The organism is Corynebacterium sp. ACRPF (genome assembly GCF_022347395.1).
GTDB classification, from domain to species: Bacteria; Actinomycetota; Actinomycetes; order Mycobacteriales; family Mycobacteriaceae; genus Corynebacterium; species Corynebacterium tuberculostearicum_D.
In genome coordinates this window covers 22183-46828 of sequence record NZ_JAKRNB010000018.1, presented here as the reverse complement: position 1 = coordinate 46828, position 24646 = coordinate 22183, and the positions used below count along the sequence as shown (strand labels likewise).

The window sequence follows — 24646 nt, the reverse complement described above, 5'->3', positions numbered from 1 at the left end:
GCCCCGCCCCCGCTCGTGATAGTGGGCGCGGGGCAGGTTTCTTTTCAGGAAAAAATGAGTAGAATATAAGAAACCCGTCCATTCTGCTTATTTCCTGTGAGGAGCTCCACTGACGATGCGCCGCCGCTCTCTGCGTCTCGGTATTACGACGCTCCTGTCTGCCACCTTGCTCGGTGGCGCCACGCCGGCCGTGGCCTATGAGATGCAGCGTGATTCTGCCACCTCGTTGCGCATCATTTTGGATTCGGGCGAAACGATTGAGCAGGATAACGCGGCTGCGGCCATCCTGGCTATTGCTACCCAGCGCAAGGAAGCATTGGTGGCCGATGGAATTTTGTCTCAGGAAAAGGCGGATGCCGCCTTCGAGTACTACTTTGGCAAAGCCCGGCTCAATACCGCGCGCACCGATGGCAATATTTATTCCACTCCACTGGACTTCCCGTGGGAGCCAGAGGAGCGGACGCAATCCCTAGACGGCAAGGAGTACACCGAAGCGGCCGTATTGGATTACCTCGACATGCTGGGCGCCAACTATGCCCAGGCGGTAATTCGCGCCGAGCTGGGCGAGTTTACCAAGGACTTGCCGCAGGCCCCCGCCGGCAACGCGGCTACCTCTCAAAGTAGCCAGCTGCCGACCCTCGGGGAAACTGGCTCCGCCTTCCCGGATGAGTTCCCTTCCTATGCGGCGGCGCTGTGCGATATTGTCACCATCACCAAGCAGGTCAATGCACCCTTGGAGCAGGCCGCCGTCTCGCACCGTGATGCGGGAACCGTGCCTGAGGAGGCGACGGCGAACGAGCATTCCGGTCTATCCGCCTTTGAAGGCGGCCTCCTAGCCACCGGTTTGGCGGCGTTGACCAGCGCCGCCGGATTCGGATGGTCCGCACTCGACTGGTCCGAAATCCTTTCTCACCTGGGCCAGTTCTTTTCCTAGGCGTTAAGCCCTGCCCGCTGGGTTAGAGCAAGCGGAATGACGTTAAACCGGTGGGGCTCGCCGAGCCCGTAAATGCATGCTGCTGTTGGCCTATGTAGGCGGAGCCAAAGTACTCGCCATTGGGCCGTGCGTGCAGGCTGGTTAATTGCAGTCTGTCCGTGGCATAGGGGCTTGTGCGCCGGCGCACCCACGATCCAATGTGCAGGCGGATGGCATCCGAATAGCGCGGGGAATTGAGATGGGCTAGCGGGCGATAGCCGGCGGCTACCTCCAGCGCGAAGACTACCCAGCCTTGGATGCGGTGCTGGGCGGCGACTTCCGCGGACGTCGGCAAGCGGCCATAGTGCACGCGGTGGGGCGCAATGAAGAGTTTGAGGTGCGAGTAGCCAGGAATGGGCTCGTACATGGTGGGGAAGTAGTGCTCCTGCATAAGGGCAGGAGGCGGACGCGTGATAATTGTCTCATGCCCGCCCCAACCCCGCCATTTCTGAGGGTTTCCTGAAATGGATGGGCGCGAATGAGCGCGCGGTTCGCTATACTCTCGGGGAGTTAAAGAGAATCGTAACCAAAGGATTTAAGTACATGCGTGGTCTAATCGTTGACTATGTCGGCGTCCTTGATGGCACCGAAGAAGACAACCGCCGCTGGAAGGCGCTGCTGGCCGCCGCCAAGGCAAATGGCGCAGCAACCGCCATCCTGTCCAATGACCCAGGCGGACCAGGCGCGGAGCACATCCGCGAGTGGGAGTACCGCGGAAACGTCGACGCAGTTGTTCTCTCCGGCGAGGTGGGGGCGGAAAAGCCTGAGGTCGCAGCCTTCCAAGCGGCAGCGGATGCCCTAGAACTGCCGCTCAATGACTGTGTCATGGTTGATGATTCCATCCTCAACGTGCGCGCCGCCGTGGAATCCGGCATGGTGGGCTTTTTGTACACCAGCTTTGACCGCGTCTCCGTTGAAATCCAGGCAGTCTTCGATATTGAAGGTGAGTTTTAGTGGCTAAAGCCCGCGTTTACATCCCTGCGACCTACGCCATGCTGGCGGAACTGGAAGAAACCGGCTCGCTGTCCGCGCGCTCCGGCTGGGGCTTTATGGTGACCCCTGCGCTGCAGGAGTTCTATACCGAGGGCGATGAAGAAGAAATTGCCTACTCGGCCTTCCTCGAGGCCTCTATGGCCTCCATGCGCCTTTTGGCCATCGGCGATGAGGAGAAGTTCCCGCACCGCCGCGTGGTTATCTCGGTAGACTTGGATGATTCTGTCCTTATCCCGCGCCCGGATATGGGCGAGCCGGTGGTAGAGCTTAAGCCGGCACAGTTCAGCAAGGATGACCTAGCGTCCATCCACGTGGATATTGCGGAGTCCGAGGAAACCACCGCGAGGGCCATCGAGGCTATCGATACCGCAGACTTGGGCGATGAAGATGCGGAGCTGGCCGTGGGCGATGCACTGGATAAGTTCATGGCCTTTTATCACCCCACCGAACTCCCTTTCCTCGTAGAATTGCTCTAAAACTCAAGGAGAAAACATGACTCAGCGTTTCAAGAACCTCGCTGCGGCCACCGTTACCGCGGGCGCAGCCCTCATCGCCGCGCCTGCCGCACTGGCAGATACCACCCCAGCTGCGGATGCGGCTGCCGACGCCGTGCCCACCACCCCGTGGCTGGCGCTGCTAGAGACCTCGTCCCAGGGCACCTGGGGCCAGATCCTCGATGTATTCTTCGGCATCGTGGATGGCATTTTGGGTGTGATGGCAGATACCGGCTTCCACCTCTAATTTTCCCACTCCACGTTGGTGCGCAGGGCCTCGAGTAGGCCGCGCACCGCGTCGCGCCGCCGCGCACTGGCGGTATCAGGGGGGATCAGCGCAGGATCATCGAGGCCGCATTCTGGGTCCGCAGGCGGGCCCATGTGCGTACAACCGCGGGGGCAGTCCTCGATGGCTGCGGCAAGGTCTTCAAAGACGCCAAGCACGTCATCGGCATCCACGTGTGCGAGGCCAAAGGAACGAATGCCGGGGGTATCGATAATCCAGCCGCCGGTGAATGCATCCTCGGCGGGGAGGGGGAGCGCCACAGATTGGGTGGAGGTATGCCTGCCTTTGCCGACGCCCGATACTTCCCCTGTCTCCCTATCCGCATCCGGTACCAGCCGGTTGACCAGGGTGGATTTGCCCACGCCGGAATGCCCGATGAGCGCGGTGACGTGGCCGTCGATGTGGTTGCGCACCGCCTCGAGTCCGTCGTCGACGCCGGCTTCCACCACCGTGACATCGAGATCGGCGAACTCCGCCGCGAAGGGAGCAGGGTCCGTGAGATCGGTTTTGGTCAGGCAGAGGATGGGGTGGATATTACCCACAAACGCAGCGATGAGGGCGCGCTCGACAAACCCGGAGCGCGGCGGCGGATCGGCCACGGCGGTGACGATGAGCATCTGGTCCGCATTCGCCACCACGATGCGCTCATAAGGGTCGGTGTCATCGGCCGTGCGCCGGAGGACGGAGGTGCGCTCTTCCAGCTTCACAATGCGCGCCAGGGTGTCCTTCTTACCGGAGGTATCGCCCACGACGCCCACGCGGTCGCCCACCTCGATGGCGGTGCGGCCCAGCTCGCGGGCGCGCATGGCGGTGACCCGCGGGCCGTCGTCTAGCGCTACGCCCCAGCGCCCGCGGTCCTTGGTGATGACCATGCCGAACTTGGCATTTTCGTGCTTGGGGCGGTCCTTGGTACGCGGCCGCGAGCCCTTGCCGGGGCGCACGCGCACATCGGATTCATCGAAAGAACCGAAACGCCTAGCCATTGCTCTCCTGTTGCTCGGGGTCCACCATCGTCTCCCACATGCGGTCGAACCCAGGCAGGGTCTTCGCGGTGGTGGAAATGTCTTCTACCTCTACGCCCGGTACCCGCAGACCGATAATCGCACCCGCGGTGGCCATGCGGTGATCGGCGTAGCACGGCCACTCGCCGCCGTGGAGAGGGGCGGGGTCGATATGCAGGCCGTCGGCAAGCTCGGTAACCTTGCCGCCGAGGGCGTTGATATTATCCGCCAGCGCCTTTAAACGGTCAGTCTCGTGCCCGCGCAGGTGCGCAATGCCGGTGAGGGTAGAGGGGGTCTCCGCCAGGGCGCACAACGCCGCGACGGTGGGGGTGAGCTCGCCGATATCGCCCATATTGCGCTCGATGCCCTGCAGCGCGCCGTCCTTGGCGCCCTTGGCAGTGACAAAGCCCGGCTCTTGGGTGACCATGACGCCCATATCCACCAGAATATGGCGAATGGCGTCGCCCGGCTGAGTAGTATTGGCAGGCCAGCGCTTAATGGTCACGCGGCCGCCGGTGACGGCAGCGGCGGCAAGGAAGGGCGTGGCATTGGAGAGATCCGGCTCGATTGCCCATTCCCGCCCGGCAATCGGGCCAGGGTGCACGGTCCAGGTATTCTCGCCGGAATCCACGTGGACGCCGGCTTGGCGCAGCATGCCTACGGTCATCTCCACGTGCGGCATGGACGGTAGGGGACCGCCCTCGTGGGTGACGGTGATGCCCTTGGCAAAGCGCGCACCGGCCAGCAGGAGTCCGGAGACGAACTGCGAGGAGCCAGAGGCGTCGATAGTAACTTCGCCGCCTTCCGGCACTCCGTGCGAGCGGACGGTAAAGGGCAGGCTATCGCCGTCCACCTCGACGCCGAGCTGGCGCAGTGCATCCAGGGTGGTGGACATGGGGCGGGCGTAGGCCTGCTCGTCGCCGTCGACAAGCACGGCGCCGTCCGCCAGGGCCGCAACCGGCGGGATAAAGCGCATGACCGTGCCGGCCAGGCCGCAGTCCACCGTGGCACCCTTAAGCGGGCCGGGGGTGACGTGGATATCCTCGCCTTCGTGCTCGAAGCGCACGCCCATAGATTCCAGGGCCTTTTCCATCAGCTGCGAATCGCGGGAGACCAGCGGCGCGCGCAGGGTAGAAGGGCCATCGGCCAACGCTGCAAGAATGAAGGCGCGGTTGGTAATAGACTTCGAGCCCGGCACGTGCTGGGCCCACGTAATGGGGCCTGCCGCTTGCGGGGCGGACCAAGGTTGAGACATATCGTCCATAATAGAGGGCATGTGCGGAAGATTCGTTCTTTTTACCGAGTCCCTTCTCGATGAAGTGGGCGCACTGCCCGGAGTTACTGAGGTCCACGCCCCACAAGGTACCCCAGGCCCGCGCTACAATATTGCGCCCACCCAGCCGGTGGCGATGGTGCGCGTGCACGAAAGCCTCGCCCAAGTCGACCCTGCGCGGTGGGCGCTGCTGCCGCACTGGAAGAAGGACCTGGACGGCCCGCCGCTGTTTAACGCCCGGGCGGAGACGGTGGCCAGCAAGCCCTCCTTCCGGCATGCCTTTAAGGGGCAGCGCTGCCTTATCCCCATGAACGGCTACTACGAATGGCACCAGGAAGAAGGCGGCAAGCAGCCCTATTACGTCCGCGCGGAGGAGGGCCTGTTGTGGGCGGCGGGCCTATGGGACACCGGCCTGGACCGCCTGTCCGCCACGATTGTCACCACCGCCGCCACGGAAGAAATGGAGTGGCTGCACCACCGCCTGCCACGCTTCTTGGCGGCCGAAGAAATGCGTACCTGGCTGGAGGGCAGCCCCGAGGAAGCCGCTGAGCTGCTCTTGCCGACGCCCCTGCGTGGCTTCCACACTCACCCCGCCGACAAGGCTGTGGGCAGCGTATCCAACGATTATCCGGAGCTACTCGGCGAGTAGATCAGCAAAGCTAGCAGAGCACAGCTCTGCGAGGTCCTCCGCATTGAGCTCGATATCCAGCCCGCGGCGCCCGCCGGAGATAAAGACGGTATCGAAAAGGACGGCGGTTTCCTCGATTACCGTGGGCAGCGGGTTCTTTTGGCCCAGTGGGGAAATGCCGCCCGGGATATATCCGGAGGACTTGGACGCGTCATGCGGATCCGCCATGGCGGCCTTAGAAACGCCGTGGGCGGCCGCGGCCTTCTTGAGGCTCAGGTGGTGGGTGGTAGGGATGACGCACACCGCCAACTGCCGCTTGGGCCCTTTGCCTGCCGTTAAATCGATGACCAGGGTTTTGAGCACGCGTTCCGGCTCTACCTCGAGGGCCGCCGCGGCGTGATCGCCGAAGTGTTCCTTGCCCGCCTCAAAGGTGTAGACGTGGTGATCTACACCGGCGTCTTCCACGACTTTGAGCGCTGGGGTGGCTGCATGCGGGGACTTTTTAGACATGCCTGGGATTCTAACGCTACGCGTTAGGATAGAAATTGTGGCTAAAGAAACAATCAGCGAAAAGGAGCTGCAGCGCCGCTTCGAAGCGGAAGCGCTGCCCCTGCTAGACCAGCTCTACGGCGGTGCCCTGCGCATGACGCGCAATCCGCAAGATGCTGAGGACCTCGTGCAGGAGACCTACCTCAAGGCCTATAAGTCCTTTCATTCCTTCAAGCAAGGTACAAACCTTAAGGCGTGGCTGTATCGCATCATGACCAATAACTACATCAACTCCTACCGCAAGGCGAAGCGCCGCCCCACGGAGTCCTCGGCCGATGACCTAAGCGATTTTCAGCTGTATACCACTGCTGGGCACGATTCCACTGGCCTGGAATCCGCCGAGGTATCAGCGCTTAAAGACATGCCGGACGCCACCATTTCAGAGGCCATGAATGACCTGCCCGATGATTACCGGATGGTGGTGTACTACGCGGATGTAGAGGGCTTGGCGTATAAAGAAATTGCAGAAATCATGGATACTCCGCTGGGCACGGTGATGTCCCGGTTGCACCGGGGAAGAAAATTGCTCCGGAAAGCGTTGAAAGACGTGGCACGAGAACAAGGCATTGGATTAGAACACCCAGACATGGAGGAGAAGTAATGGACCACGCAACGGAACACAACTGTGGTGCGTGTAGCTCCCCAGAGGTACAGGCCCTCCTGTGCGAGCTTCTCGATGAATCCACCACCTATGCCCGCGCACTCGCCATCCGCGAGCACATTGCCCAGTGCGATTTCTGTCAACAGCGCCTCGAGAGCGAGGAGATTATCCGCTCTCTGGTGCGTAACTGCTGTAATGGCCAAGCCAAGGCGCCGCAGGCGCTGCGCCGCCGCATTTCGGTAGAGATCACGCGCATCGACACGGCGTGGTAGGCACTGTTGCTCACCCGCTGTCGTGGGGTCATGGTCTCCTGATCTTCCAACTTTTTGCTTGAGTCCATACTGATCGGGCCGAATTGAGGGTGGAAGGGCCGAATTGAGGCCCCAATGTGTTCAATTCGGCCCGATCACATTGGACTTAAGGCACGGAGAGGCCAGGCGGGGAGCTAGGAGGCGACATCGATTTGCGTCTGACATAGCAAAAGCCCGGTTCTACGGTCGAAGTGACCGAGGGAACCGGGCTTTGAGTAATGCTGTGCGTTATGCGCCAGGACGCTTGCCGTGATTAGCGGACTTCTTGCGGCGATCCTTGCGCTTGCGACCACGCTTGCTCATTGCGCACTCCTTCGTTGAGGGTATCTGAACTTTATTCAACTGTAGCGGCTAAGGGCGCCGAAACGAAAATTGGGGGCTGCTTATTAAGCAGAAACGCGGGCGCGGCCACGGCCGCGGTTGCGGCGACGCTTGAGGGCGCGGCGCTCCTCTTCAGACAGGCCGCCCCAGACGCCGGCGTCCAGGCCGGACTCCAGTGCCCACTTCAGGCAGGAAGTGGCAACGGGGCAACGGTTGCAGACCAGCTTGGCCTTAGCGATTTGGGTAAGTGCAGGACCAGAATTGCCTACTGGGAAGAACAGCTCGGGGTCTTCGTCGCGGCAAACAGCTTCGTGGCGCCAATCCATGATTGATATCTCCTAACAAAAATTCGACAGCAGTAAGCACAAGTGCTTTTCATGAGAAATGAAAAGCAACCAATGCCAGGGTGGGTGGTTGTGTGAACTGGTCTGCGTGCAGTGGGGCCCGGTCTCGAGGTCGGGCCAGCGTCGCCGCCGCCAATGGTTCACATTGTGGTTACTTGAAGTTTCCTTCAAGTTAAGAAGAGGTTTACGTCCTCTTTCTTTTTGCTACCCCAGAATCATGACATGTTTACTCAGACTCCGCTAGGGGTAGAGGCGAAATTGTGGTCAACCTCACGTGAATGAAACTAGTGTGGGGGTCATTTAGGTCGACGTATGAGTTGAAAGAAGCCTGTGAGAAACGCGCTGAACTGGCGTATTGTCCCAAAAACATTGAGTGCGGTGACTGAAGAAGCGTCAAATCTACCTGGCTAACCCCTGCCCCCGCGAAACCTGAGTGGCGCACAAGGAAATGGCCTCGACCGGTGAGTAGACTGTTGGTTTGTGTCTAAGCAGAAGAAAAAGCAGGTAAACAAAAAGCAAAGTGTTTCCTCCGCGCAGCCGGCGCGTGAGGAGAAGACCCAGCAGGGCGCGCCACAGCCGGTCCTCGTGGCCGCAGCGCTCGCCGTGGTTCAGTCCATCGCCGTCATCTGCTTCGGTATCTTTCTGATTGTGCGCGAGGTGACCGGCGCAGAAAACGGGTCCATGGTGTCGGACTCGGGCTCCGGAAGCTTTGTGGGGCTGGGCACCGCACTATTTATCTTCATTGTCTTTGGCTTTGTCATCGTCGGCGCTTGGGCCATGGTCAAAGGAAAGCGCTGGGGTAGGGGAGCCATTATCCTGGTCGAGCTCATCATGGCAGCGAGCTCCTTCCAGATGTTTAGCGGCGGATCGCCGCTACTTGGTGCGGTGACCTTGGCGAGCGCCGCAGTAGTCATCTTCTTGCTGATGTTCGTCCGCGCTTCCACCGAGTGGGCGGCAGCAAACTTCTAAATTCGCTGCCACGTACGCAAAGGGCCGCGTCCCGGGTAAATCCCGAAGGCGCGGCCCTTTGCGTGTTGCAGGGGTTTAATCAGCGCTTAGGCCCACGACCTGATCGCCGCGGGTTTCCACGATGGTGTCGCCCGCCAAGGTGAGGTAGACGGGGCCGTGGTAGCTGCCGCGATCAACCGGGATGGTTCGCAGAGCCTTGCCGGTGGACCAATCCACGACAGCGATGCCTTCTTGGGTAGGAACCAACATGTGCTCGTCGACGGCGATGGGGGTGCCGATGGCATCTTCTACCACGTGATCCACTGCGAGGTCGCTCGGCTTAAAGAGATAAAGGCGGGAGCCATCAAACCACGTCATATGGTGCGGCAGGTCCGCGGTTGCCGGGGCGAACGGGGAGGCGCCTGCGTCAATGTCAGGGGAGAGCTCTGCCGAAGTAGAGTCCAGCTTTTCGCCCTTATTGTCATAGGACTCGATCGTGGGGTGCGGGCCTGGGCGGTAGACGGCGGCGGCCTTTTGTCCCACAGCGACAAGCAGGGCGCCGTCGGTGGCTATGTCCACATCGGCAGCGATATCGGGCTCACGGGAATCATCGGGGGTGGTGTCCTGGAAGCGCAACCAGGTGGTGCCCGGTTTATCGGGGCAGGACTCGGTCAGTGCCAAATTCTCGGTACGGGTAAGGGCGGAGCTAATGGTGCAGTCCTCATGCGGTTGCTTGTCCGGCTCCTGCTTTGCTTCCACGTCACCGTATTCCACGGTGCGCACCATATCGGAGCGCCACAGATCAATCCGGTCGGTGGAGACCGTTCCTACCCGGTCATTGGAGGAAACGGGTACTACCTTCTCCGAGCTGACGGCGCTGCGGGTGCTGTCATACTCACCGGTCGCAGCCTCAATTGCCACGGTATCCCCGCAGCCCACGCCGGTTTTATACGACGCCACGATCTTGCCCCACGCAGTAGACAGCGAGCACAGATCGGCATCCGTGCGCTCATAAGTCCACGCCTCGGAACCGTCCGGGTTCGTGGCGGTGAGCGTGTGATCGGCGTGCGTGATGGTCAGGCCATGTGCCGAAACCGCCCGGTATTGGCCGGGTACTGCTTCGTTGGGAAGGCTGAAGGACTCGTGGAGGGCCTCGGGGACGTCGGCAAGCGCGGGTGCATCCTTATCCCCAGGAACGGCCGCTTGGCTGAGATGCGCCTGGTTAATATTGGCGGTAATAGCCGCCCCGCCGACCGCGATGGCGCAGACCACGGCAATAATGCCGGTAGCCCTCCAATCGGGGGGCGTCGAGCGCAAAATGGGAGCTTTAGTCATCGGCGGCCTCCTCGCCGGCGCCGGGAGCTGCCGCGGCGCGCGGTGGTACGGGTGGGGGATTTCTCGCGGACAGGAACCTGGCCCACGACCTTGGTCTCAGGGCCGACAGTCTCTTCTACATCCGCGGGGATGTCTAGAGCCTGGGCCAGCTCTGGGGACGTGGAGAACCACTGCGGCGGATTCGGCTCACCCAAATCCAGCTCATCATTAATAACCTGCCATTTGCCCAGCTCATCGTAGCCCACCAAGGTGATAGCGGTGCCCGTATGGCCGGCGCGACCCGTGCGGCCGATGCGATGGACAAAGGTCATCGGATCATCCGGAACCTGATAGTTGATGACGTGGGTGACATCATCAACGTCGATGCCACGGGCGGCAATATCGGTAGCGACCAAGATGTCCACCTGGCCGGTGCGGAAGGCATGCAGCGACTTCTCGCGCGACTTTTGCCCTAGATCGCCGTGGACGGCGCCCACGTGGAAGCCGCGCCGGGCCAGGTCATCGGCCAATTGGGCGGCCGCGCGCTTGGTGCGAGCGAAGATGATGGTGCGCCCGCGGCCGGCGGCCTGCAGGGCGTGGGCGACGACGGCAACCTTATCCATGCGGTGGGCCTGGAAGGTGACCTTGCGAGTGGAGGAATGGGTGAAATCCTGCTCGCCGGATTCGGCGCGGATATGGATGGGTTTTTCCATAAACCGGCGGGCGAGCGTCAAAATTGCGCCCGGCATCGTGGCGGAAAAGAGCATGGTTTGGTGGGCATTGCCATCGAGTGCCGTGAGGATAGCCTCCACCGAGGGTAAAAAGCCCAGATCCAGCATCTCGTCGGCCTCATCGAGAACCAAGATAGCCACGCGATCTAGCTGCAGTTCGCCGCGTTCGTGCAGATCGATCAATCGGCCAGGCGTGCCAATGATGACATCGACGCCCTTGTTGAGCTTTTTGATCTGCTCCTCGTAGGGACGGCCGCCGTAAATGGAGGCTAAGCGCACGGGCAGGTGGGCGGCAGCCACCTGCAGGTCCTCGGTGACCTGTTGGGCAAGCTCACGGGTGGGGACCACCACGAGGGCGCGCGGGGTGCCATCGAGCTCGTCGATATCGGCGTCATCAAAAACGCGGTCCAAAAGCGGCACGCCAAAGCCATAGGTCTTGCCCATGCCGGTGCGCGCTTGGCCTATCAAGTCCTGGCCGGATAGCGCGATGGGCAGGGTTAATTCCTGGATTGCAAAAGTACGCGTGATGCCACGAGTGGCGAGACCATCGCAGATTTCGGCCGCAACGCCGAGTTCCGCGAAGCTCGGTGGCTGGGATTTTATGTCAGACACACCTTGATAGTAGCCGGGATGGTTATAGTGGGGCCATTGACAATAAAACTCTAGTTAGAGGAGGAATCTTCATGGATATCAAGTTTGGCTTCGCGGATACCGCTCGCGAGCTGGTCATTAGCGCTGCAGGTGACCAAGCCGAGCTGACGCAGAAGATCAACAGTGCCCTGGCGGATAACTCCACCCTGGAATTGGAAGATGACAAGGGCCGCAAATACCTCGTGCGCACTGACCGCGTCGTCTACGTCGAGGTCGGCATTGCAAAGAAGCACGCCGTGGGATTCGCTGGCGCCTAAGGCGAGCGCATAGGACTGCTGATTCAGCTTTTTTAAATGCAAACGGGTAACCTAAGGCCCCATGGAAAAAAGGGAGACTCGCCACGCTCACCGGAGCCAGGGCCACGCACCTGACCACCCCAATGCGGTGGTCCGGTTTGCGCGTCAATATGGCTGGTGGCGCGTGGTGGCTATCCCCCTCATGATCGCGCTGACCATTTGGTTCATCGTCGATATCGCCACCAACTCTTCCTCTGAAGAAAAGGCGGAAGCCACTAGCGAGGCTGCCCCAACGAGTACGGAGAAGATGGGCCCTGACCCTGCCGATGCTGCAGCGGTGAAGCGGGAAATCAGCGAGATGCCGCCCGGTGGCTCCTATACCAAGCAGGGCAAGGGCACCTTCCACGAGGTAGGCGAGCCTGGCGCCGTCGCGGGTAAGGGTGGCGAGCACAAGGTGCGCTATTCCATCGAGGTAGAAGATGGCCTGAACACCGCACCGTATGGGGGCGATGAGTCTTTTGCCGCCATGGTGGAGGCCACCTTGTCTGATCCGCGCGGCTGGACCGCGCATAAGGACTTTGAGTTCGAGCACGTGGCCGCTGATGCGGAACCGGATACCCGCATCCAGCTGACTTCGCTCGGCACCGCCGCAGAGCGCTGTGGCGAGAAGATTGAAACGGAAACCTCCTGCCACACCACCATTACGGGCGAGTCCACCACCATTATCAACGAGGCCCGCTGGGTACGCGGCGCCACGCCTTTTGAAGGCGATATGGGCAATTATCGCCAGTACGTCATCAACCATGAGTTGGGTCATGCCATTGGCTATACGGCCCACCAGCCGTGTGGCGGCCAAGGCAAGCTGGCGCCGGTCATGATGCAGCAGACCTTGGACCTTAACAACAAGAAATTGCACGATCGCAATCCCAGCGAGGTCTATCCTGATGAGGACGTGACCTGCTCACCGAACCCGTGGCCTTATCCGAATCCGGATAATAAGGATCCCCACCAACCCGAATAGGAGTTAAGGATGCCGCTTCCCCCAGAGCATGTTTTAAGCGCCTTCCACGCGGAAACCGGTGCCACTGGTACCCGCCGCGCGCAGGGCGATCAATTGGGTCCGGTGTGGGATAACGGCATCAAGGTGGGTGACGTGGTCTATTCCCAGGCCGGTCCGTTTGCCGCCTGGTCCGCTAAGGTGCGCGAGCGCCTCAGCGTGCAGGGGGCCCGCGTTTCCCGGCCGGTACTGTCTAGCGATGGTCGGCACACGGCCGCAGGGTGGAAGGCTACCCAGTTTATTCCGGGCCATGTTCGCGGGCGCATTGATGAAACCGCACAGATGGCGTTGCGCTTGGATACGGCTCTGGCCGAGGTGCCCATTCCCAACGGGCAGCGCAGCGATGCCTTCGCTCGCGCCGAGCGCGCCGCCTGGGAGGAAACGGGCGAGGCTTATCGCCCAGCCCTGCTTGCCGACGTCCCCCTTATCCCCGCCCACACCGCTCTTCTCACCACCACGGTTTACCACGGCGCTAACCCGCCGGGCATTGTGGACATTGTGCCGAGTGAATCCCCGCGCCCAGCCGGCTGGACGGCCGCTTTGGTCATTGTGGATGGGCTCATTGGCCAGGCTGTTGATGATGGGATTTGCCAGCGCTTCAGTCACGTACCCGGTATGCAGGAATTGCTGTTGCGCGCGGTGTCATATCGCCGTCATGTCAATGACCTGCACTCCGCATCGCGTTCAAACACGCGTTCGCACATAGAGCGGGTGGAGCAGCATCTGGTGTCGCGGGCATCTGCCATACTGGAGCGGTGAGTTACGACCCCCATTCCACCGCGCGTGCGGGAGTGGTCCTTCCACCGTCCCCGCAGGTGCGCCTCGTTCCCCGTACCCAGTCCGCCACGACCCGCAGTTGGCCTGTTGACCTGCCCGAATCAGGTACCTGGAAGGTAACCGGTGCCGCCGGCACCGGTGTGTCCAGCTTCCTTATCGATACCGTCATTCATACCTTGGATAAAGCCCGGCAGACCGGCGCGGATCCCTCCGGCATCCTGGTTATCGCTCCCTCGAAGGAATCCGGCGCCCGGCTGCGCCGCGAGCTTTCCGAGCGCCTCGAGGATTACGCCGCACAAACTTCCATGGTGCGTTCCGTACACTCCCTCGCATTCGCGTTGCTGCGCACAGCGGCCGAGGAGGAGCTGCGCCTTATTACCGGTGCGGAGCAAGACGCCGTTATCCGCGAGCTGCTCACGGGCCAAGCAGAAGACGGACATGGCTCGTGGCCCGCGGAGATGCGCCCCGCGCTGGAATATGTGGGCTTCGCCCGGCAGCTGCGCGATTTCCTTTTGCGTTCCATTGAACGCGGCCTGGGCCCGGGCGACCTAGAACGCCTCGGTGCCGAGCACGGCCGCCCCATGTGGTCCGCGGCGGGTGAATTTCTGCGCGAGTACGAACGCGTGCAGCTCCTTTCCCGCGCTCATTCCTATTCCGCTGCGGAATTGGTGACCGCGGTTCTTCAGCGCCCCCAGCTCCTGCGCGAGCACCCCTTCCACACCATTATTGTCGATGATGCGCAATTGCTCGATCCCACTGCAGGCAAGCTCATCCGCGAATTGGCCCCACAAGCGGATCTCGTGGTGGTGGGCGGCGATGCCGATCAATCCGTCTTTGCCTTCCGCGGTGCTAGCTCGCGTTTCCTGCGGGACTTCCCAGCTGACCACGACATCGAGCTCACCGAGCCTCACCGCACACCCACACCGGCGTGCATCTCCATCGTGGATTCGGACGGCAGTCTGCGTGACGTCGTAGCCAATACCGTGCGCCGCCGCCACTTAGAAGACGACGTGCCCTGGCGCGATATCGCCGTCATCGTTCGTTCAACCGGTGATATCGGGCAGATGCGCCGCACCCTGTTGGCCGCCGGCGTGCCCGTGCACATTAGCCCTACCGACGTCGTCTTGGCCGAACAGCGTTTGGTTTCCGCCGTGCTGCTCGCCCTGCGTGCCTTGGAGGAAGACCTATCAAACTCGGAGTTGGAAGAATTGCTCACCGGCCCCGTGGGTGGTGCCGATCCCGTCACCCTGCGCCGCCTTATCCGTGGTCTGCGGCGCTGGGATTCCACCACCCGGGGCATCGATAGCCTCCGCGGTCTTCTCTATGGTGAGCTCCCAGATTTTAATGGACAACTCACTGAGCGCGAATACTCCATTCTGGAGCGTGTACGCGCGGTTCTGAGCGCCGGCCGGAACGCACTCGCCTCCGGGGACTCTGTGGAGGAAGTTCTCTGGGCTGTATGGAGCGCAACCGAGCTCGATAGCCGCCTCCAGGCTTCGGCGCTGCGCGGAGGTGCGACCGGCTCGCAGGCCGACCGCGACTTGGATGCAATGATGGCGCTTTTTGACGCCGCAGGCGACTACGTCGAGCGCCGCCCTGATTCCTCGCTACGCGCCTTCCTGACGCATGTCACCGAACAGGAACTTCCCACCGGTGTGCGTGACCGCCGCACCGCTATTCCGCAGGCAGTAGAGATCCTGACTGCACACGGCGCCGTGGGCCGCGAATGGGATACCGTCATCGTGGCCGGCGCACAGGAAGGAAGCTGGCCTTCGCTAGGGGAGACCGGCTCCATCTTTGGTCAAGAAGATCTCATCGATCTCCTCGACCACGATATTGATCCCGATACCCCCGTCAGCCACGTTGCCTCCCGTTTGGCAGAGGAGCGTCGACTCTTCCATGTCGCTACCACGCGCCACCGACAGCGCCTGCTCATTGCCGCTGTGGAGAACCCGGAAGGCGATACGGTCTCTGAGCCTTCGCGCTTCATCAGCGAATTCGCCGGCCGGGGAGTGGACGTGCCTGGTCAAGCTGCGCGTCGGCAAGCAAAGCGGGCGCTGCGCCGCACCCAACTCCCGCGCGAGCTGGGCCTCGATGTGCCCGAACCCGCACCCGTGTCAGTGCGCGATGGGCTCGAGGTGGATCCCCTCGATGTGGCGGTGCTGTCCGTGCCGGCCTTTGTTGCACAATTGCGCCGCGTGGTTACCAATCCGGAATCCGGTGAGGTTGAGCGCAAACAAGCAGCGCGCCAGCTCGCCCGCTTAGCGACAGCCGATATCCCTGGCGCCCACCCGGAGCAGTGGTGGTCTGCGCGCTCCGTTGCGGCTGAACTGCCGCTGCATACCAGCGGCAGTTTGTCACCATCCCGTGTGGAAGCATTGCTCAACTGTCCACTCAAGGCCGTGCTCGGCAATGTGGCCGAGGACCCAAGCACCGAGGAACACCTGCTCCGCGGTACTTTGGCGCACGCCTTCTTTGAAGCCATCGGCCGCGGCATGGATGCGGAAAAGGCCAAGCTATTGGTGATGGAGGCTTTCGAACGCATTCAGGATGTACCGCAGTGGCAATTGCGATTCAAGCTCGATGAGTTTTCCACCCTGTTGGACCGCGCTCAGGAATGGGCGCGCCAATCGGAGGTCAATCAAGAGCTTGCCGGTGTGGAGATCCCCGTAGGTGTACGTGTCAGCGAGGAGGTGCGCATCGGCGGCTATATGGACCGTCTGCTTCGCGACGAAGAGGGAAATTACTTGGTGGTGGACCTCAAGACGGGGAGAAGCAAGCCGGCTAAGAAAGAGGGCGAGGACCATGTGCAGCTGATGACCTATCAGCTCGCGCTTGCCCATGGCGCATTTGACGGACACCAGGTTCACGACGGCGAAGGCATGCCGCGCCAGGGCGGTGTGCTGGTGTATCCGGGTGCGACCACCAAAAAGATTGGTGAGCTTTGGCAAAGCGATAAGTCGCCGGAAGCCCTGGAAGAATTCGCCGCACTTCTGCCCCCGCTGGTGGAGGAGATGCGTGGCCCGCGCATCACTGCGCGCACCAATAAAGACTGCGATAAATGCCCAATTCGCTCCATCTGCCCCGTGCAGGAAGAAGGAAGGATGACCACCGATGCCTAAGAGCAATTTTTCCCCACAGCAGATCGCTGCCGCCTTGGGCAAGGACTTTCCGCCTACCGAGGAACAAGCCCATGTCATCGAAGGCCCCTTTAGCCCCAAACTCGTGGTTGCCGGCGCTGGTGCCGGCAAGACAGAAACTATGGCCTCGCGCGTGGTGTACCTGGTGGCCAATGGCTATGTGCGCCCGGAGCAGGTTCTCGGCCTGACCTTCACCCGTAAGGCGGCGCAACAGCTGGAGCAACGTATCCGCCGGCAGCTGATTAAATTGCGCGATTCCGGCCTCATCCCACCAGGCGGTGAGGTGACAGAAGCGCTAGAAAACATTGCGCCGAAGGTAGCTACCTATGACTCCTATGCGGGAGAACTCGTTCGCGAATACGGGCTCTTGGTTCCGGTGGAGCCCACCGCACGCATCATCACCGAGGCCGAGCGTTATTCCTTGGCCTACGATGTGGTGCGCAATTACACCGGCCAGCTGGAAGACGATCGCGCCCTAGCCACGATTACCGAGACCCTGCTGAAATTCAGCCAAGATATCGATAATGGGCTGAAAGGCACCGAACACATAGCGCAGCACGCCCGAGACTTCCGCGCGGATATCGATAACCTGGAAAAGACCCCAAAAAATGGACCTGAGTACAGCAATGACCTATTAAAATACCTAGCCACGCAGGACCGTCGCGTGCAGTACGTGCCGCTGCTGGAGGCCCTCCACAAGGAACAAACTGAGCGACAAGTCATCACCTTTGGCGAGCAGATGGCCGTCGCTGCCCGCGTAGCGCGCGACCATCCTGTGGTGGGCAAGCAACAATCCCAGCGCTATAAGGTCGTCATGCTAGACGAGTACCAAGACACCTCCTATGCCCAGCGTGTGCTGCTGCGCAGCCTCTTTGGTGGCGAGCAAGAAGGACTATCCGTTACCGCTGTGGGTGATCCCATGCAGGCCATCTACGGGTGGCGTGGTGCGACCTCTGAAAACCTCACTGCCTTCGTGGAGGACTTCCCGGTCGCGCCGGGCACACCCGCTCCGAAGGACCAGTTGACCACCTCTTGGCGCAACCCCTCTGGCGCGCTGGATTTGGCAAACTTAGTGGCTGAGGGGGTATTCGAGGGAGGTGAACGCCCCGTAGATGCGCTCTCAGCCGCACCGCACAAGGGCGAAGCTGAGATTCAGCTGGCTTACTTTGACAGCGAAGCTCGCGAGCGCGAATTCGTAGCCGAACATCTTAGGAAACAGTGGGAAAAGCGTGAAGGCGATATCTTCAGCGCAGCGGTTCTGGTGCGGAAGAACAAACAATCCGCAGCAATTGCGGCGGCTTTAGACAAAGCGGGCGTACCCAATGAAATCATCGGTCTCGGTGGCCTGCTGTGGCAGCCAGAAATCCAGGACCTTGTAGCTATTGCCACTATGCTCGTGCGACCAGAAGACTTGCCTGCGGCCGTGCGCGTGCTCGCGGGCCCCATTTGTGGCCTGGGAATTAGCGATATTCAAGCACTTGCTTCCCGCCAACGAAACCTGGCCGGCGCGAGGGAGGAGCGCTTGCGCTGGGAACCGGGAATGGACCCGGAAGAATACCTGCGCGCGCAGCTGGAAGATGTCACCGCTGAGGAGCCAGATCAGCGCGTCGGCCTTGCCGACGCCCTGGCCGACCTAGGTGAGAGGGACCGCTATACCCCGCAAGGCCTCGCCCGTATGGAAGAGGTTTCTGCCAAACTGCGACACCTGCGCACCTATTCTCTTTCCAAACCGCTGGTGGACATCTTCGCCGATATTGAAGCGTTGTTTAATATCCGCACCGAAGTCCTAGCGCGTGGAAGCGCAGGTGGTGCTACGCACTTGGACAAATTTGCCGATATTGTTGCTAGCTTCCATGGTGATTCCCTCTTTGCGCTCCTGGACTATTTCGCGCTAGCGCTAGAAAAGGAAGACGGTCTGGAACTCGGTGAGGTTCCTGCCGCTACCGACCGCGTGCAAATTATGACCGTGCATAAGGCAAAAGGCCTGGAATGGGAGCATGTGTGCGTAGTGCATGCAGATTCTTCGAGCTATAAAGCGCAAGCCGATACCTTCCTAAGAAGCGTGGATAAAGTCCCAGGCGATGATGACTACATCGAGCTGCCAGAAGATGCGGTGAAACGGTCGGATTTCAATAAGGCCTGCAAGGCCTTCGAAGCAGAGGATCGGGCTATTAAGGCTGAAGAATCGGCGCGCCTTTTCTACGTGGCTTTGACACGCACCGAATCCACCCTGACGGTGACAGGGTCGGGAACCAACAGGGTAGCTAATAGTTCGAAGAAGCGCCCTTATGAGTATTTGGAGCGCCTGAAAAAGCAATTCCCGCAGTACGTGGTCGAGTGGTCCGTCCCCGATGAGCCTTCCGAGGATGATTTTGGGGAGAGCGCACAGTTCCCAGCGCTTGAGGCCAGCCCTGAGGCAGTCGCCGGGGCGGACCTAGTCCTTGCAGCAATGGAGGAACTCCCAGATTTGAGCCGGGGTGAAACCTTTGAGCTGTGGGAGCAGGAAGCTGGCGCTCTCATTGAGGAGTACAAGGCCCTGCAACAGCCGGTGGTAGACGTTGAGCTACCCAGCGAGCTGACCGCCTCTGACATGGTTGCGCTGCGAGCAGACCCGCTGCAGTTTGCCCGCAGGCAACGCCGCCCCGTGCCGTTTAAGCCGAATTCCTATGCCAAGCGCGGTACCGCCTTCCACGCGTGGTTGGAGGACCGCTTCGGCAGCCCGGCGCTATTGGGCGAGGAAGAACTTCCGGGCATCGATGAACCGGAGGACTTCGATTTGGAAGAGCTCAAGCAGGCCTTCCTGAACTCCGAGTGGGCCGAGCGTCAACCGGAGCACGTGGAGGCGCCCTTTGAAATCACTATTGGTGAGTCTGTGGTGCGCGGGCGCATGGATGCGGTATTCCGCTTGGAGGATGGCACCTGGATGGTGGTGGACTGGAAGACCGGCCGCCCACCTCAGGGAGAAGCCATGGATGCTGCCAAGATACAGCTAGCGGTGTATGCAGAGGCCTGGCGCCGCATCCACGGCGGGGAGAAGATTCGTGCAGCGTTCTATTATGTGCACGATGGATATACCTTCGAGCCTGCCCGCCTGCCGCGTGGGGCAGAGCTGAAGAAACTCCTTGAATCGTCAGTTGAGTACCACAAGGGCTAAGGTATGTGGGCGGTTGCGTAAGCGCGCAATCTCTTGAGCAATCATTCGAGACTAGAAAAGAAGGCTGGGCTAGTGGCCAAAAAACGTGCGCAGGCAATGAAGTCACGCTTTAGAAGTCGCTTCTTGCCGCAGGTCGAGCTGTCCTCGCAGCCGGACCACGCGCTCATTGATGTCATTACGGTGCCGGGGGATGAAAATTCCAGCCCGTGGCGTCAGTTGGGCAAGCGTGTGCTGTGGGCATTTGTCATCGTTGTCTTCGTGACCACCGTGGTCTACTTGGACGGCGGTGGGTATAGCGAGGACATGTCGCTATTAGACTCCGCCTACTATGCGGCGGTGTCCCTGACCACCGTGGGGTATGGCGATATCGTGCCCGTGTCCCCGCAGGCCAGGTTCATTAACTTAACGCTTATTACCCCGGCCCGCCTGATCTTCCTTGTTTTATTGGTTGGCGCGACCTTGTCCGTGTTGACGGATAAGGCCCGCCGTACTTTCCAAATCCAGAACTGGAGAAAGCAATTGCGTAACCACACCGTCGTTATCGGATATGGCACCAAGGGCGCCGGAGCCGTGGCCGCGCTGCTGGCCGATGATGTTCCGTCGTCCCAGATCGTGGTCATCGATACCAACCGTGCGTCCCTCGCACACGCAGAGCACCACGGCCTAGTCACCATTTTTGGCTCCGGCACCAAGCAGGACGTGCTAAAGATCGCTGGGGTAGAGAACGCCAGCTCCATTGTCGTTACCCCATCCACGGACGATACCGCGGTGCTGTGTTGCCTGTCCGTGCGAGAGCTTGCGCCCAAGGCCAAGATCGTGGCGTCGGTGCGTGAGTCCGAGAACCGTCACCTCTTGCTCCAGTCCGGTGCGGATTCCGTGGTCACCTCTGCGGAGACGGCCGGTCGACTGCTGGGCCTAGCCACCGTGACCCCGACGGTGGTGGAAATGATGGAAGACCTGCTCTCACCCAACGAGGGTTTCTCCGTAGCCGAGCGCGCTGTGCGCGAATTCGAGGTGGGCTCCAACCCACGCCACCTGGCAGATATCGTGCTGGCTGTCCTACGCAATAACGAGCTGCACCGCGTGGATACTGCGGATGCCTCCGCGCTGAAGCCGGGCGACCGTCTGCTCTACATCAAGCATGAGATGGAGCAACCCATTGAGGTCATGGACGATGATGACGAGGATTAAATGTTCCTCCCAGTAACCCCTCATGGCCAGGTTCCGGTTACGGCAGCGGGGGAGCCGGTGCTGGTGGAGAAGGTTCCCGGGGGCGTCGGCAAGCACGCAGTAGTGGACCTAGGTACCCTGCAGGCGTGCGCGTATCCGGAGGACGGGGCTAGCGAGCTGGGCCGGCTAGAAAGCGCAACGTTCTTTGCGGACCAGCCGGTGATTTTGCAAGCCATTGCGCTGATCCGCAATCGGCGCGAGCAGCGCTTTGATCCGCGAACTGGCCACAAGCTGGATTACCCAGCACCGGGAATCGTTGGGCGCGATCCCTTGGACGAGCGCCGGATGGTTTTCCCACGCCTAGATCCTGCCGTCATCGGGCTTATTCGCCTCAGCGGCACCGACCGGATTTTGCTGGCGCGCAATCGCCGCCGCACTAGCTTCTTTTCGCTGATCGCCGGCTACGTTGAGCCGGGCGAGACCGCAGAGGCTGCTTTTGCACGCGAGGCCCTGGAAGAAACCGGGCGCAAGGTGGAAGATATTCGCTATTGGGGCTCGCAGGCGTGGCCGCCGAGTGGCTCTCTTATGCTGGGCTTTTGTGCGCGCACGGCTGATGTCCACCCCACCTGCCATACTGATGGGGAATTGGAAGAAATCCGGTGGGTGGAGCGCGCCGAGCTGCCTGAGCTTAAGCTTCCTCGTCCGGGTTCAATTGCACACACGATGATTATGGAGTGGTATCACGGTGACTAAGCCGGATTTGTCCCTGCTGGATGAAGATCAGCTGCGCGCGGCCACGGCGCCGCGCGGGCCCGTGTGCATCTTGGCCGGCGCGGGTACGGGCAAGACCCGCACTATTACCTATCGCATTGCCAACTTGGTGGACCAGGGTTTTGTGAGCCCGCAGCGTGTGCTTGCGGTGACCTTCACGGCGCGAGCGGCCGGAGAAATGCGCGATCGCCTGCGCACCATGGGCGTGGCCGGCGTGCAGGCGCAGACCTTCCACGCGGCGGCGCGCCGCCAGTTGAAGTATTTCTGGCCGCAGGTAGCAGGCGATCTTCCGTGGCAGCTGTTGGATAATAAATTCCCGCTGGTTGCCCGCGCGGTGCGCTCGGTGGGGCTGGATAATTCCAAGGACATGATTCGAGACGTCTTGGCGGAAATCGAGTGGGCTAAGTCCGCGCTGGTCAGCGCCGAGGATTATGAGTCCGTGATCGCCAATACGGACCGCAGTGCGCCGGCCGATCCGGCCAAGGTGGCAGAGGCCTTCCGCCGCTACGAGCAGTCCAAGGCCACGCCGGAGATGATGCATCTGGATTTTGATGACCTGCTCATGCACATTGCAGGTGCCATCGAGAATGTGCCGGCGATTGCGGAGACCTTCCGCGAGCAGTACCGGACCTTCGTCGTCGATGAGTACCAGGACGTTACCCCGCTGCAGCAGCGGGTGCTCAACGCTTGGTTGGGCGAGCGCGATGACCTTACTGTGGTGGGCGATGCTAACCAGACCATTTATTCCTTCAACGGTGCCTCCCCGGACTACCTGCTTAATTTCTCCCGCACGTATCCGGATGGCACCGTGGTCAAGCTGCAGCGCGACTACCGCTCCACGCCGCAGGTAACGGACCTGGCCAACCGGGTCATTGGCAAGGCCACCGGCCGCGCGGCGGGCACGCGCTTGGAGCTGCAGGGCATGCGCGAGCCCGGCCCAGAGCCCACCTTCAAGGCCTATGAGTCCGAAGAAATTGAGGCCCAAGAGGTGGCTGGCCAGGTCCTTACTCTGCTGGATCAGGGTGTGCCGGCCTCCGAGATTGCCATCCTTTACCGCATCAATGCCCAGTCGGAGCAGTTTGAGCAGGCGCTTGCCGACGCCGGAGTGGTCTACCAAGTCCGCGGCGGCGAGGGCTTTTTCCGCCGCCCGGAAATCCTGGAGGCGATCCGCGTGCTCATCGCCGCGACCCGCCGCGAGGACCTGCCGGATGACCCGGTGGCGATTGCCCGCGCCGCGTTTGTCGAGCTGGGTTTGAGTTCCACCGAGCCGCAGGGCGCCCAGGCCCGGGAGCGCTGGCAGTCCCTCAACGCACTGGTTGGGCTCATTGAAAAGATTGTGGAATCCACTCCTGGCATCGATCTCAACGGGGTGCTGGGGGAGTTGCGCCGGCGCTCTACCGATAAGCAGGCCCCAGCTATGGAAGGCGTGACGCTGGCTACCGTGCACGCCGCCAAGGGCTTGGAATGGGATGCGGTATTCCTCGTGGGGCTAACGGAAAAGCTTATGCCCATCAACCACGCCATCAAGGCTGGCGACGAACAGGTAGAAGAGGAGCGCCGCCTGTTTTACGTGGGCATTACCCGCGCTCGTGAGCACCTCGCGCTGTCGTGGGCGCTGGCGAAGACTACCGGCTCGCGGGCTTCGCGCGAGCGCACCCGCTTCCTCGATGGCATCGTCCCGGCGGCCGAAGATGCCGCCGGCGGTGGGTCTCGCTCGCGCCGCCCGAAGCGGTGCCGCGTGTGCTCTGGCCCGCTGGGAACACCGGCGGAAAAGGTCATAGGCCGCCATGAAGATTGCGAGGGCGGCGGCGACGAAGAGGTCTTTGCCGCCTTGCGCTCGTGGCGGTCCCAGATTGCGCGCCAGGAAAAGGTTCCGGCTTATGTCATCTTTTCCGATGCCACCCTGCAGGCGATTTCGGAGGAATTGCCCTCCGATGAGGCAGAGATGCTCTCCATTTCCGGCGTGGGGCCTAGCAAGCTGGAGCGCTACGGTGCCCAGGTGCTAGAGGTTATTCGTTCGGTTCGTAGCTAGCCAGGTTGGTCTTGCCGCCGAAGCACACGGGGCAGCGTGGATGCGCTATGACAGTGCGCTGCTGGTGGTGTCCGTAGACATCGACTTCCCATTGCTGCCCGGGGCGCGGCTTAGCGGTTGGCGCGCCCGGCGGCAGCGGCCGCCCCATCAGCCGCCGGATAATCACTTGCGTATGCGCCGCAACCGCATCGAGCACCACGGCTTCTGGGGTGCGGCGCACGCGGGTGAGCTGGGTGCTGATGATATTCCACAGCGGGTCCATATCCACGCGCGCCAAGTGCGCACACAATGGGCATGGGCCTTGACCGCGGATACGTACCGGCCCGATGACGCCACGATTGTCCAGCAAAGACACCGGAATCCACGTGGTTGCTGTGCCCGCAAGAGCATTCGCGCAATCCAGCGGGCAGTGCAGCTGGTCCACGGCGAGGACCGGATACATGCCGTCGAGGTCGTGGATATAGGAAAAGGCATTGTCCTCCTCCAGCGGGATGCGCACCTGGAAGCCATCCTCCTCAAGGCGCGCGCGAAGGCTGTGTGCCAAGGTGGTTTCTCCCATGAGGACAATGGTGTCCGTCTTTTCGGCGGCATCCCTGTGCGGCCAGAGGATGCCATAGTCCAGTGCGTCTTCAATGAGGCTCAGCGCCGCCGCTTCCTCAAGCCCTGCGGCACGCAGCCGGTCAGACAGTTCTTCTGGGGACACTGGTTCGCGAGCGGTGTTGAAAGCCGTCGCGACGGCGAGCGCGCTTCCTGTTTCCGCAACCCCGACGCGGGTGGCATCCATGCCAAATTGGATTACCGTTTCCTCGCGGCACAACACTGCGCTGCCGGGTGCTAAGACCACCTGGGTTGCAGAAATCCCCACGCTTTAACCCCTTCCCCCGAAGTATG

25 protein-coding genes are annotated in these 24646 nt (G+C 61.3%); 16 read left to right on the top strand and 9 right to left on the bottom strand.

All coding sequences use genetic code 11. The annotated features are described in order from the left end of the window. The first annotated feature begins 115 nt into the window (after positions 1-115). Positions 116-934, top strand: a complete 819-nt coding sequence (locus MHX61_RS09055) for a hypothetical protein (RefSeq protein ID WP_239194252.1) — start codon at positions 116-118, stop codon at positions 932-934. 22 nt (positions 935-956) lie between these two features. On the opposite strand, the gene MHX61_RS09050 is transcribed toward MHX61_RS09055, so the two are convergent. After that, positions 957-1364, bottom strand: a complete 408-nt coding sequence (locus MHX61_RS09050) for a hypothetical protein (RefSeq protein WP_239194250.1) — start codon at positions 1362-1364, stop codon at positions 957-959. Between the two features lie 26 nt (positions 1365-1390). On the opposite strand from MHX61_RS09050, the gene MHX61_RS09045 reads away from it, so the two are divergent. From MHX61_RS09045 to MHX61_RS09035, 3 genes are read left to right on the top strand one after another with little or no spacing between them, the layout of a single operon-like run. Beyond that, positions 1391-1927 (top strand): HAD-IA family hydrolase, encoded by a 537-nt coding sequence (locus tag MHX61_RS09045; RefSeq protein WP_370658417.1) that lies wholly within the window; start codon positions 1391-1393, stop codon positions 1925-1927. Positions 1928-1965: 38 nt separating this feature from the next. Continuing rightward, the gene (locus tag MHX61_RS09040) at positions 1966-2442 is read left to right on the top strand and encodes a hypothetical protein (RefSeq protein WP_239194262.1); all 477 of its coding nucleotides are present in this window, start codon (positions 1966-1968) and stop codon (positions 2440-2442) included. Between the two features lie 16 nt (positions 2443-2458). Next, the gene (locus tag MHX61_RS09035) at positions 2459-2707 is read left to right on the top strand and encodes a hypothetical protein (RefSeq protein ID WP_005326568.1); all 249 of its coding nucleotides are present in this window, start codon (positions 2459-2461) and stop codon (positions 2705-2707) included. Here the strand turns inward: MHX61_RS09035 and rsgA are convergent. Both rsgA and aroA read right to left on the bottom strand, forming a co-directional pair. Further along, positions 2704-3729, bottom strand: coding sequence for a ribosome small subunit-dependent GTPase A (gene rsgA, locus MHX61_RS09030; RefSeq protein ID WP_239194248.1), 1026 nt, complete (start codon positions 3727-3729; stop codon positions 2704-2706). The two genes, MHX61_RS09035 and rsgA, sit on opposite strands and share 4 nt — an antisense overlap. After that, a complete protein-coding gene (gene aroA, locus MHX61_RS09025) occupies positions 3722-5023 on the bottom strand; it encodes a 3-phosphoshikimate 1-carboxyvinyltransferase (protein ID WP_239194246.1) in 1302 nt (433 codons plus the stop codon). Before aroA ends, rsgA begins: the two co-directional genes overlap by 8 nt. On the opposite strand from aroA, the gene MHX61_RS09020 reads away from it, so the two are divergent. Beyond that, the gene (locus MHX61_RS09020) at positions 5022-5669 is read left to right on the top strand and encodes an SOS response-associated peptidase (RefSeq protein ID WP_239194244.1); all 648 of its coding nucleotides are present in this window, start codon (positions 5022-5024) and stop codon (positions 5667-5669) included. The two genes, aroA and MHX61_RS09020, sit on opposite strands and share 2 nt — an antisense overlap. Here the strand turns inward: MHX61_RS09020 and ybaK are convergent. After that, positions 5655-6158, bottom strand: a complete 504-nt coding sequence (ybaK, locus tag MHX61_RS09015; RefSeq protein WP_239194242.1) for a Cys-tRNA(Pro) deacylase — start codon at positions 6156-6158, stop codon at positions 5655-5657. The two genes, MHX61_RS09020 and ybaK, sit on opposite strands and share 15 nt — an antisense overlap. A gap of 37 nt (positions 6159-6195) precedes the next feature. Between ybaK and MHX61_RS09010 the strand changes: the two genes are divergently transcribed. Together MHX61_RS09010 and MHX61_RS09005 are read left to right on the top strand one after the other, a co-directional pair. Then, positions 6196-6798, top strand: coding sequence for a sigma-70 family RNA polymerase sigma factor (locus MHX61_RS09010; protein ID WP_200436091.1), 603 nt, complete (start codon positions 6196-6198; stop codon positions 6796-6798). Next, the gene (locus MHX61_RS09005; RefSeq protein ID WP_239194240.1) at positions 6798-7070 is read left to right on the top strand and encodes an anti-sigma factor; all 273 of its coding nucleotides are present in this window, start codon (positions 6798-6800) and stop codon (positions 7068-7070) included. Before MHX61_RS09010 ends, MHX61_RS09005 begins: the two co-directional genes overlap by 1 nt. A 267-nt stretch (positions 7071-7337) precedes the next feature. On the opposite strand, the gene MHX61_RS11400 is transcribed toward MHX61_RS09005, so the two are convergent. Then, complete coding sequence (locus tag MHX61_RS11400) at positions 7338-7412, bottom strand: 50S ribosomal protein bL37 (RefSeq protein ID WP_100067784.1); 75 nt, start codon at positions 7410-7412, stop codon at positions 7338-7340. A gap of 83 nt (positions 7413-7495) precedes the next feature. Continuing rightward, positions 7496-7756, bottom strand: a complete 261-nt coding sequence (locus tag MHX61_RS09000; RefSeq protein ID WP_204609890.1) for a WhiB family transcriptional regulator — start codon at positions 7754-7756, stop codon at positions 7496-7498. A 498-nt stretch (positions 7757-8254) separates the two neighbouring features. Here MHX61_RS09000 and MHX61_RS08995 point away from each other — a divergent pair, with 498 nt between their 5' ends. Then, positions 8255-8743, top strand: a complete 489-nt coding sequence (locus tag MHX61_RS08995; protein WP_239194238.1) for a hypothetical protein — start codon at positions 8255-8257, stop codon at positions 8741-8743. Between the two features lie 75 nt (positions 8744-8818). On the opposite strand, the gene MHX61_RS08990 is transcribed toward MHX61_RS08995, so the two are convergent. Both MHX61_RS08990 and MHX61_RS08985 read right to left on the bottom strand, forming a co-directional pair. Further along, positions 8819-10057, bottom strand: coding sequence for a hypothetical protein (locus tag MHX61_RS08990; RefSeq protein WP_239194236.1), 1239 nt, complete (start codon positions 10055-10057; stop codon positions 8819-8821). Next, positions 10054-11379 carry a DEAD/DEAH box helicase gene (locus MHX61_RS08985; RefSeq protein ID WP_204609887.1) on the bottom strand — a complete coding sequence of 442 codons (1326 nt, stop codon included), beginning with the start codon at positions 11377-11379 and terminating at the stop codon, positions 10054-10056. The genes MHX61_RS08990 and MHX61_RS08985 overlap by 4 nt, the downstream gene beginning before the upstream one ends. Positions 11380-11450: 71 nt before the next feature. Between MHX61_RS08985 and MHX61_RS08980 the strand changes: the two genes are divergently transcribed. The 8 genes from MHX61_RS08980 to MHX61_RS08945 all read left to right on the top strand — a co-directional run bounded on the left by MHX61_RS08980 (position 11451) and on the right by MHX61_RS08945 (position 23755). After that, complete coding sequence (locus tag MHX61_RS08980) at positions 11451-11675, top strand: DUF3107 domain-containing protein (protein ID WP_005322370.1); 225 nt, start codon at positions 11451-11453, stop codon at positions 11673-11675. 61 nt (positions 11676-11736) lie between these two features. After that, a complete protein-coding gene (locus MHX61_RS08975) occupies positions 11737-12675 on the top strand; it encodes a DUF3152 domain-containing protein (protein ID WP_204609886.1) in 939 nt (312 codons plus the stop codon). A 9-nt stretch (positions 12676-12684) separates the two neighbouring features. Further along, positions 12685-13470: a hypothetical protein gene (locus MHX61_RS08970; protein ID WP_204609885.1), complete on the top strand. Its 786-nt coding sequence runs from the start codon at positions 12685-12687 to the stop codon at positions 13468-13470. 32 nt (positions 13471-13502) lie between these two features. Continuing rightward, positions 13503-16610 carry an ATP-dependent DNA helicase gene (locus MHX61_RS08965; protein WP_239194260.1) on the top strand — a complete coding sequence of 1036 codons (3108 nt, stop codon included), beginning with the start codon at positions 13503-13505 and terminating at the stop codon, positions 16608-16610. Further along, entirely contained in the window at positions 16603-19782 is a 3180-nt protein-coding gene (locus MHX61_RS08960; RefSeq protein ID WP_239194234.1) for an ATP-dependent helicase, read from the top strand. The genes MHX61_RS08965 and MHX61_RS08960 overlap by 8 nt, the downstream gene beginning before the upstream one ends. Before the next feature lie 72 nt (positions 19783-19854). Continuing rightward, positions 19855-20973: a TrkA family potassium uptake protein gene (locus MHX61_RS08955; RefSeq protein ID WP_370658416.1), complete on the top strand. Its 1119-nt coding sequence runs from the start codon at positions 19855-19857 to the stop codon at positions 20971-20973. Continuing rightward, a complete protein-coding gene (locus tag MHX61_RS08950) occupies positions 20974-21705 on the top strand; it encodes an NAD(+) diphosphatase (RefSeq protein ID WP_239194232.1) in 732 nt (243 codons plus the stop codon). Further along, positions 21698-23755 (top strand): ATP-dependent DNA helicase UvrD2, encoded by a 2058-nt coding sequence (locus MHX61_RS08945; protein WP_239194230.1) that lies wholly within the window; start codon positions 21698-21700, stop codon positions 23753-23755. The genes MHX61_RS08950 and MHX61_RS08945 overlap by 8 nt, the downstream gene beginning before the upstream one ends. Here the strand turns inward: MHX61_RS08945 and MHX61_RS08940 are convergent. Continuing rightward, positions 23733-24620: a hypothetical protein gene (locus tag MHX61_RS08940; protein WP_239194229.1), complete on the bottom strand. Its 888-nt coding sequence runs from the start codon at positions 24618-24620 to the stop codon at positions 23733-23735. The two genes, MHX61_RS08945 and MHX61_RS08940, sit on opposite strands and share 23 nt — an antisense overlap. Between the last annotated feature and the right edge of the window lie 26 nt (positions 24621-24646).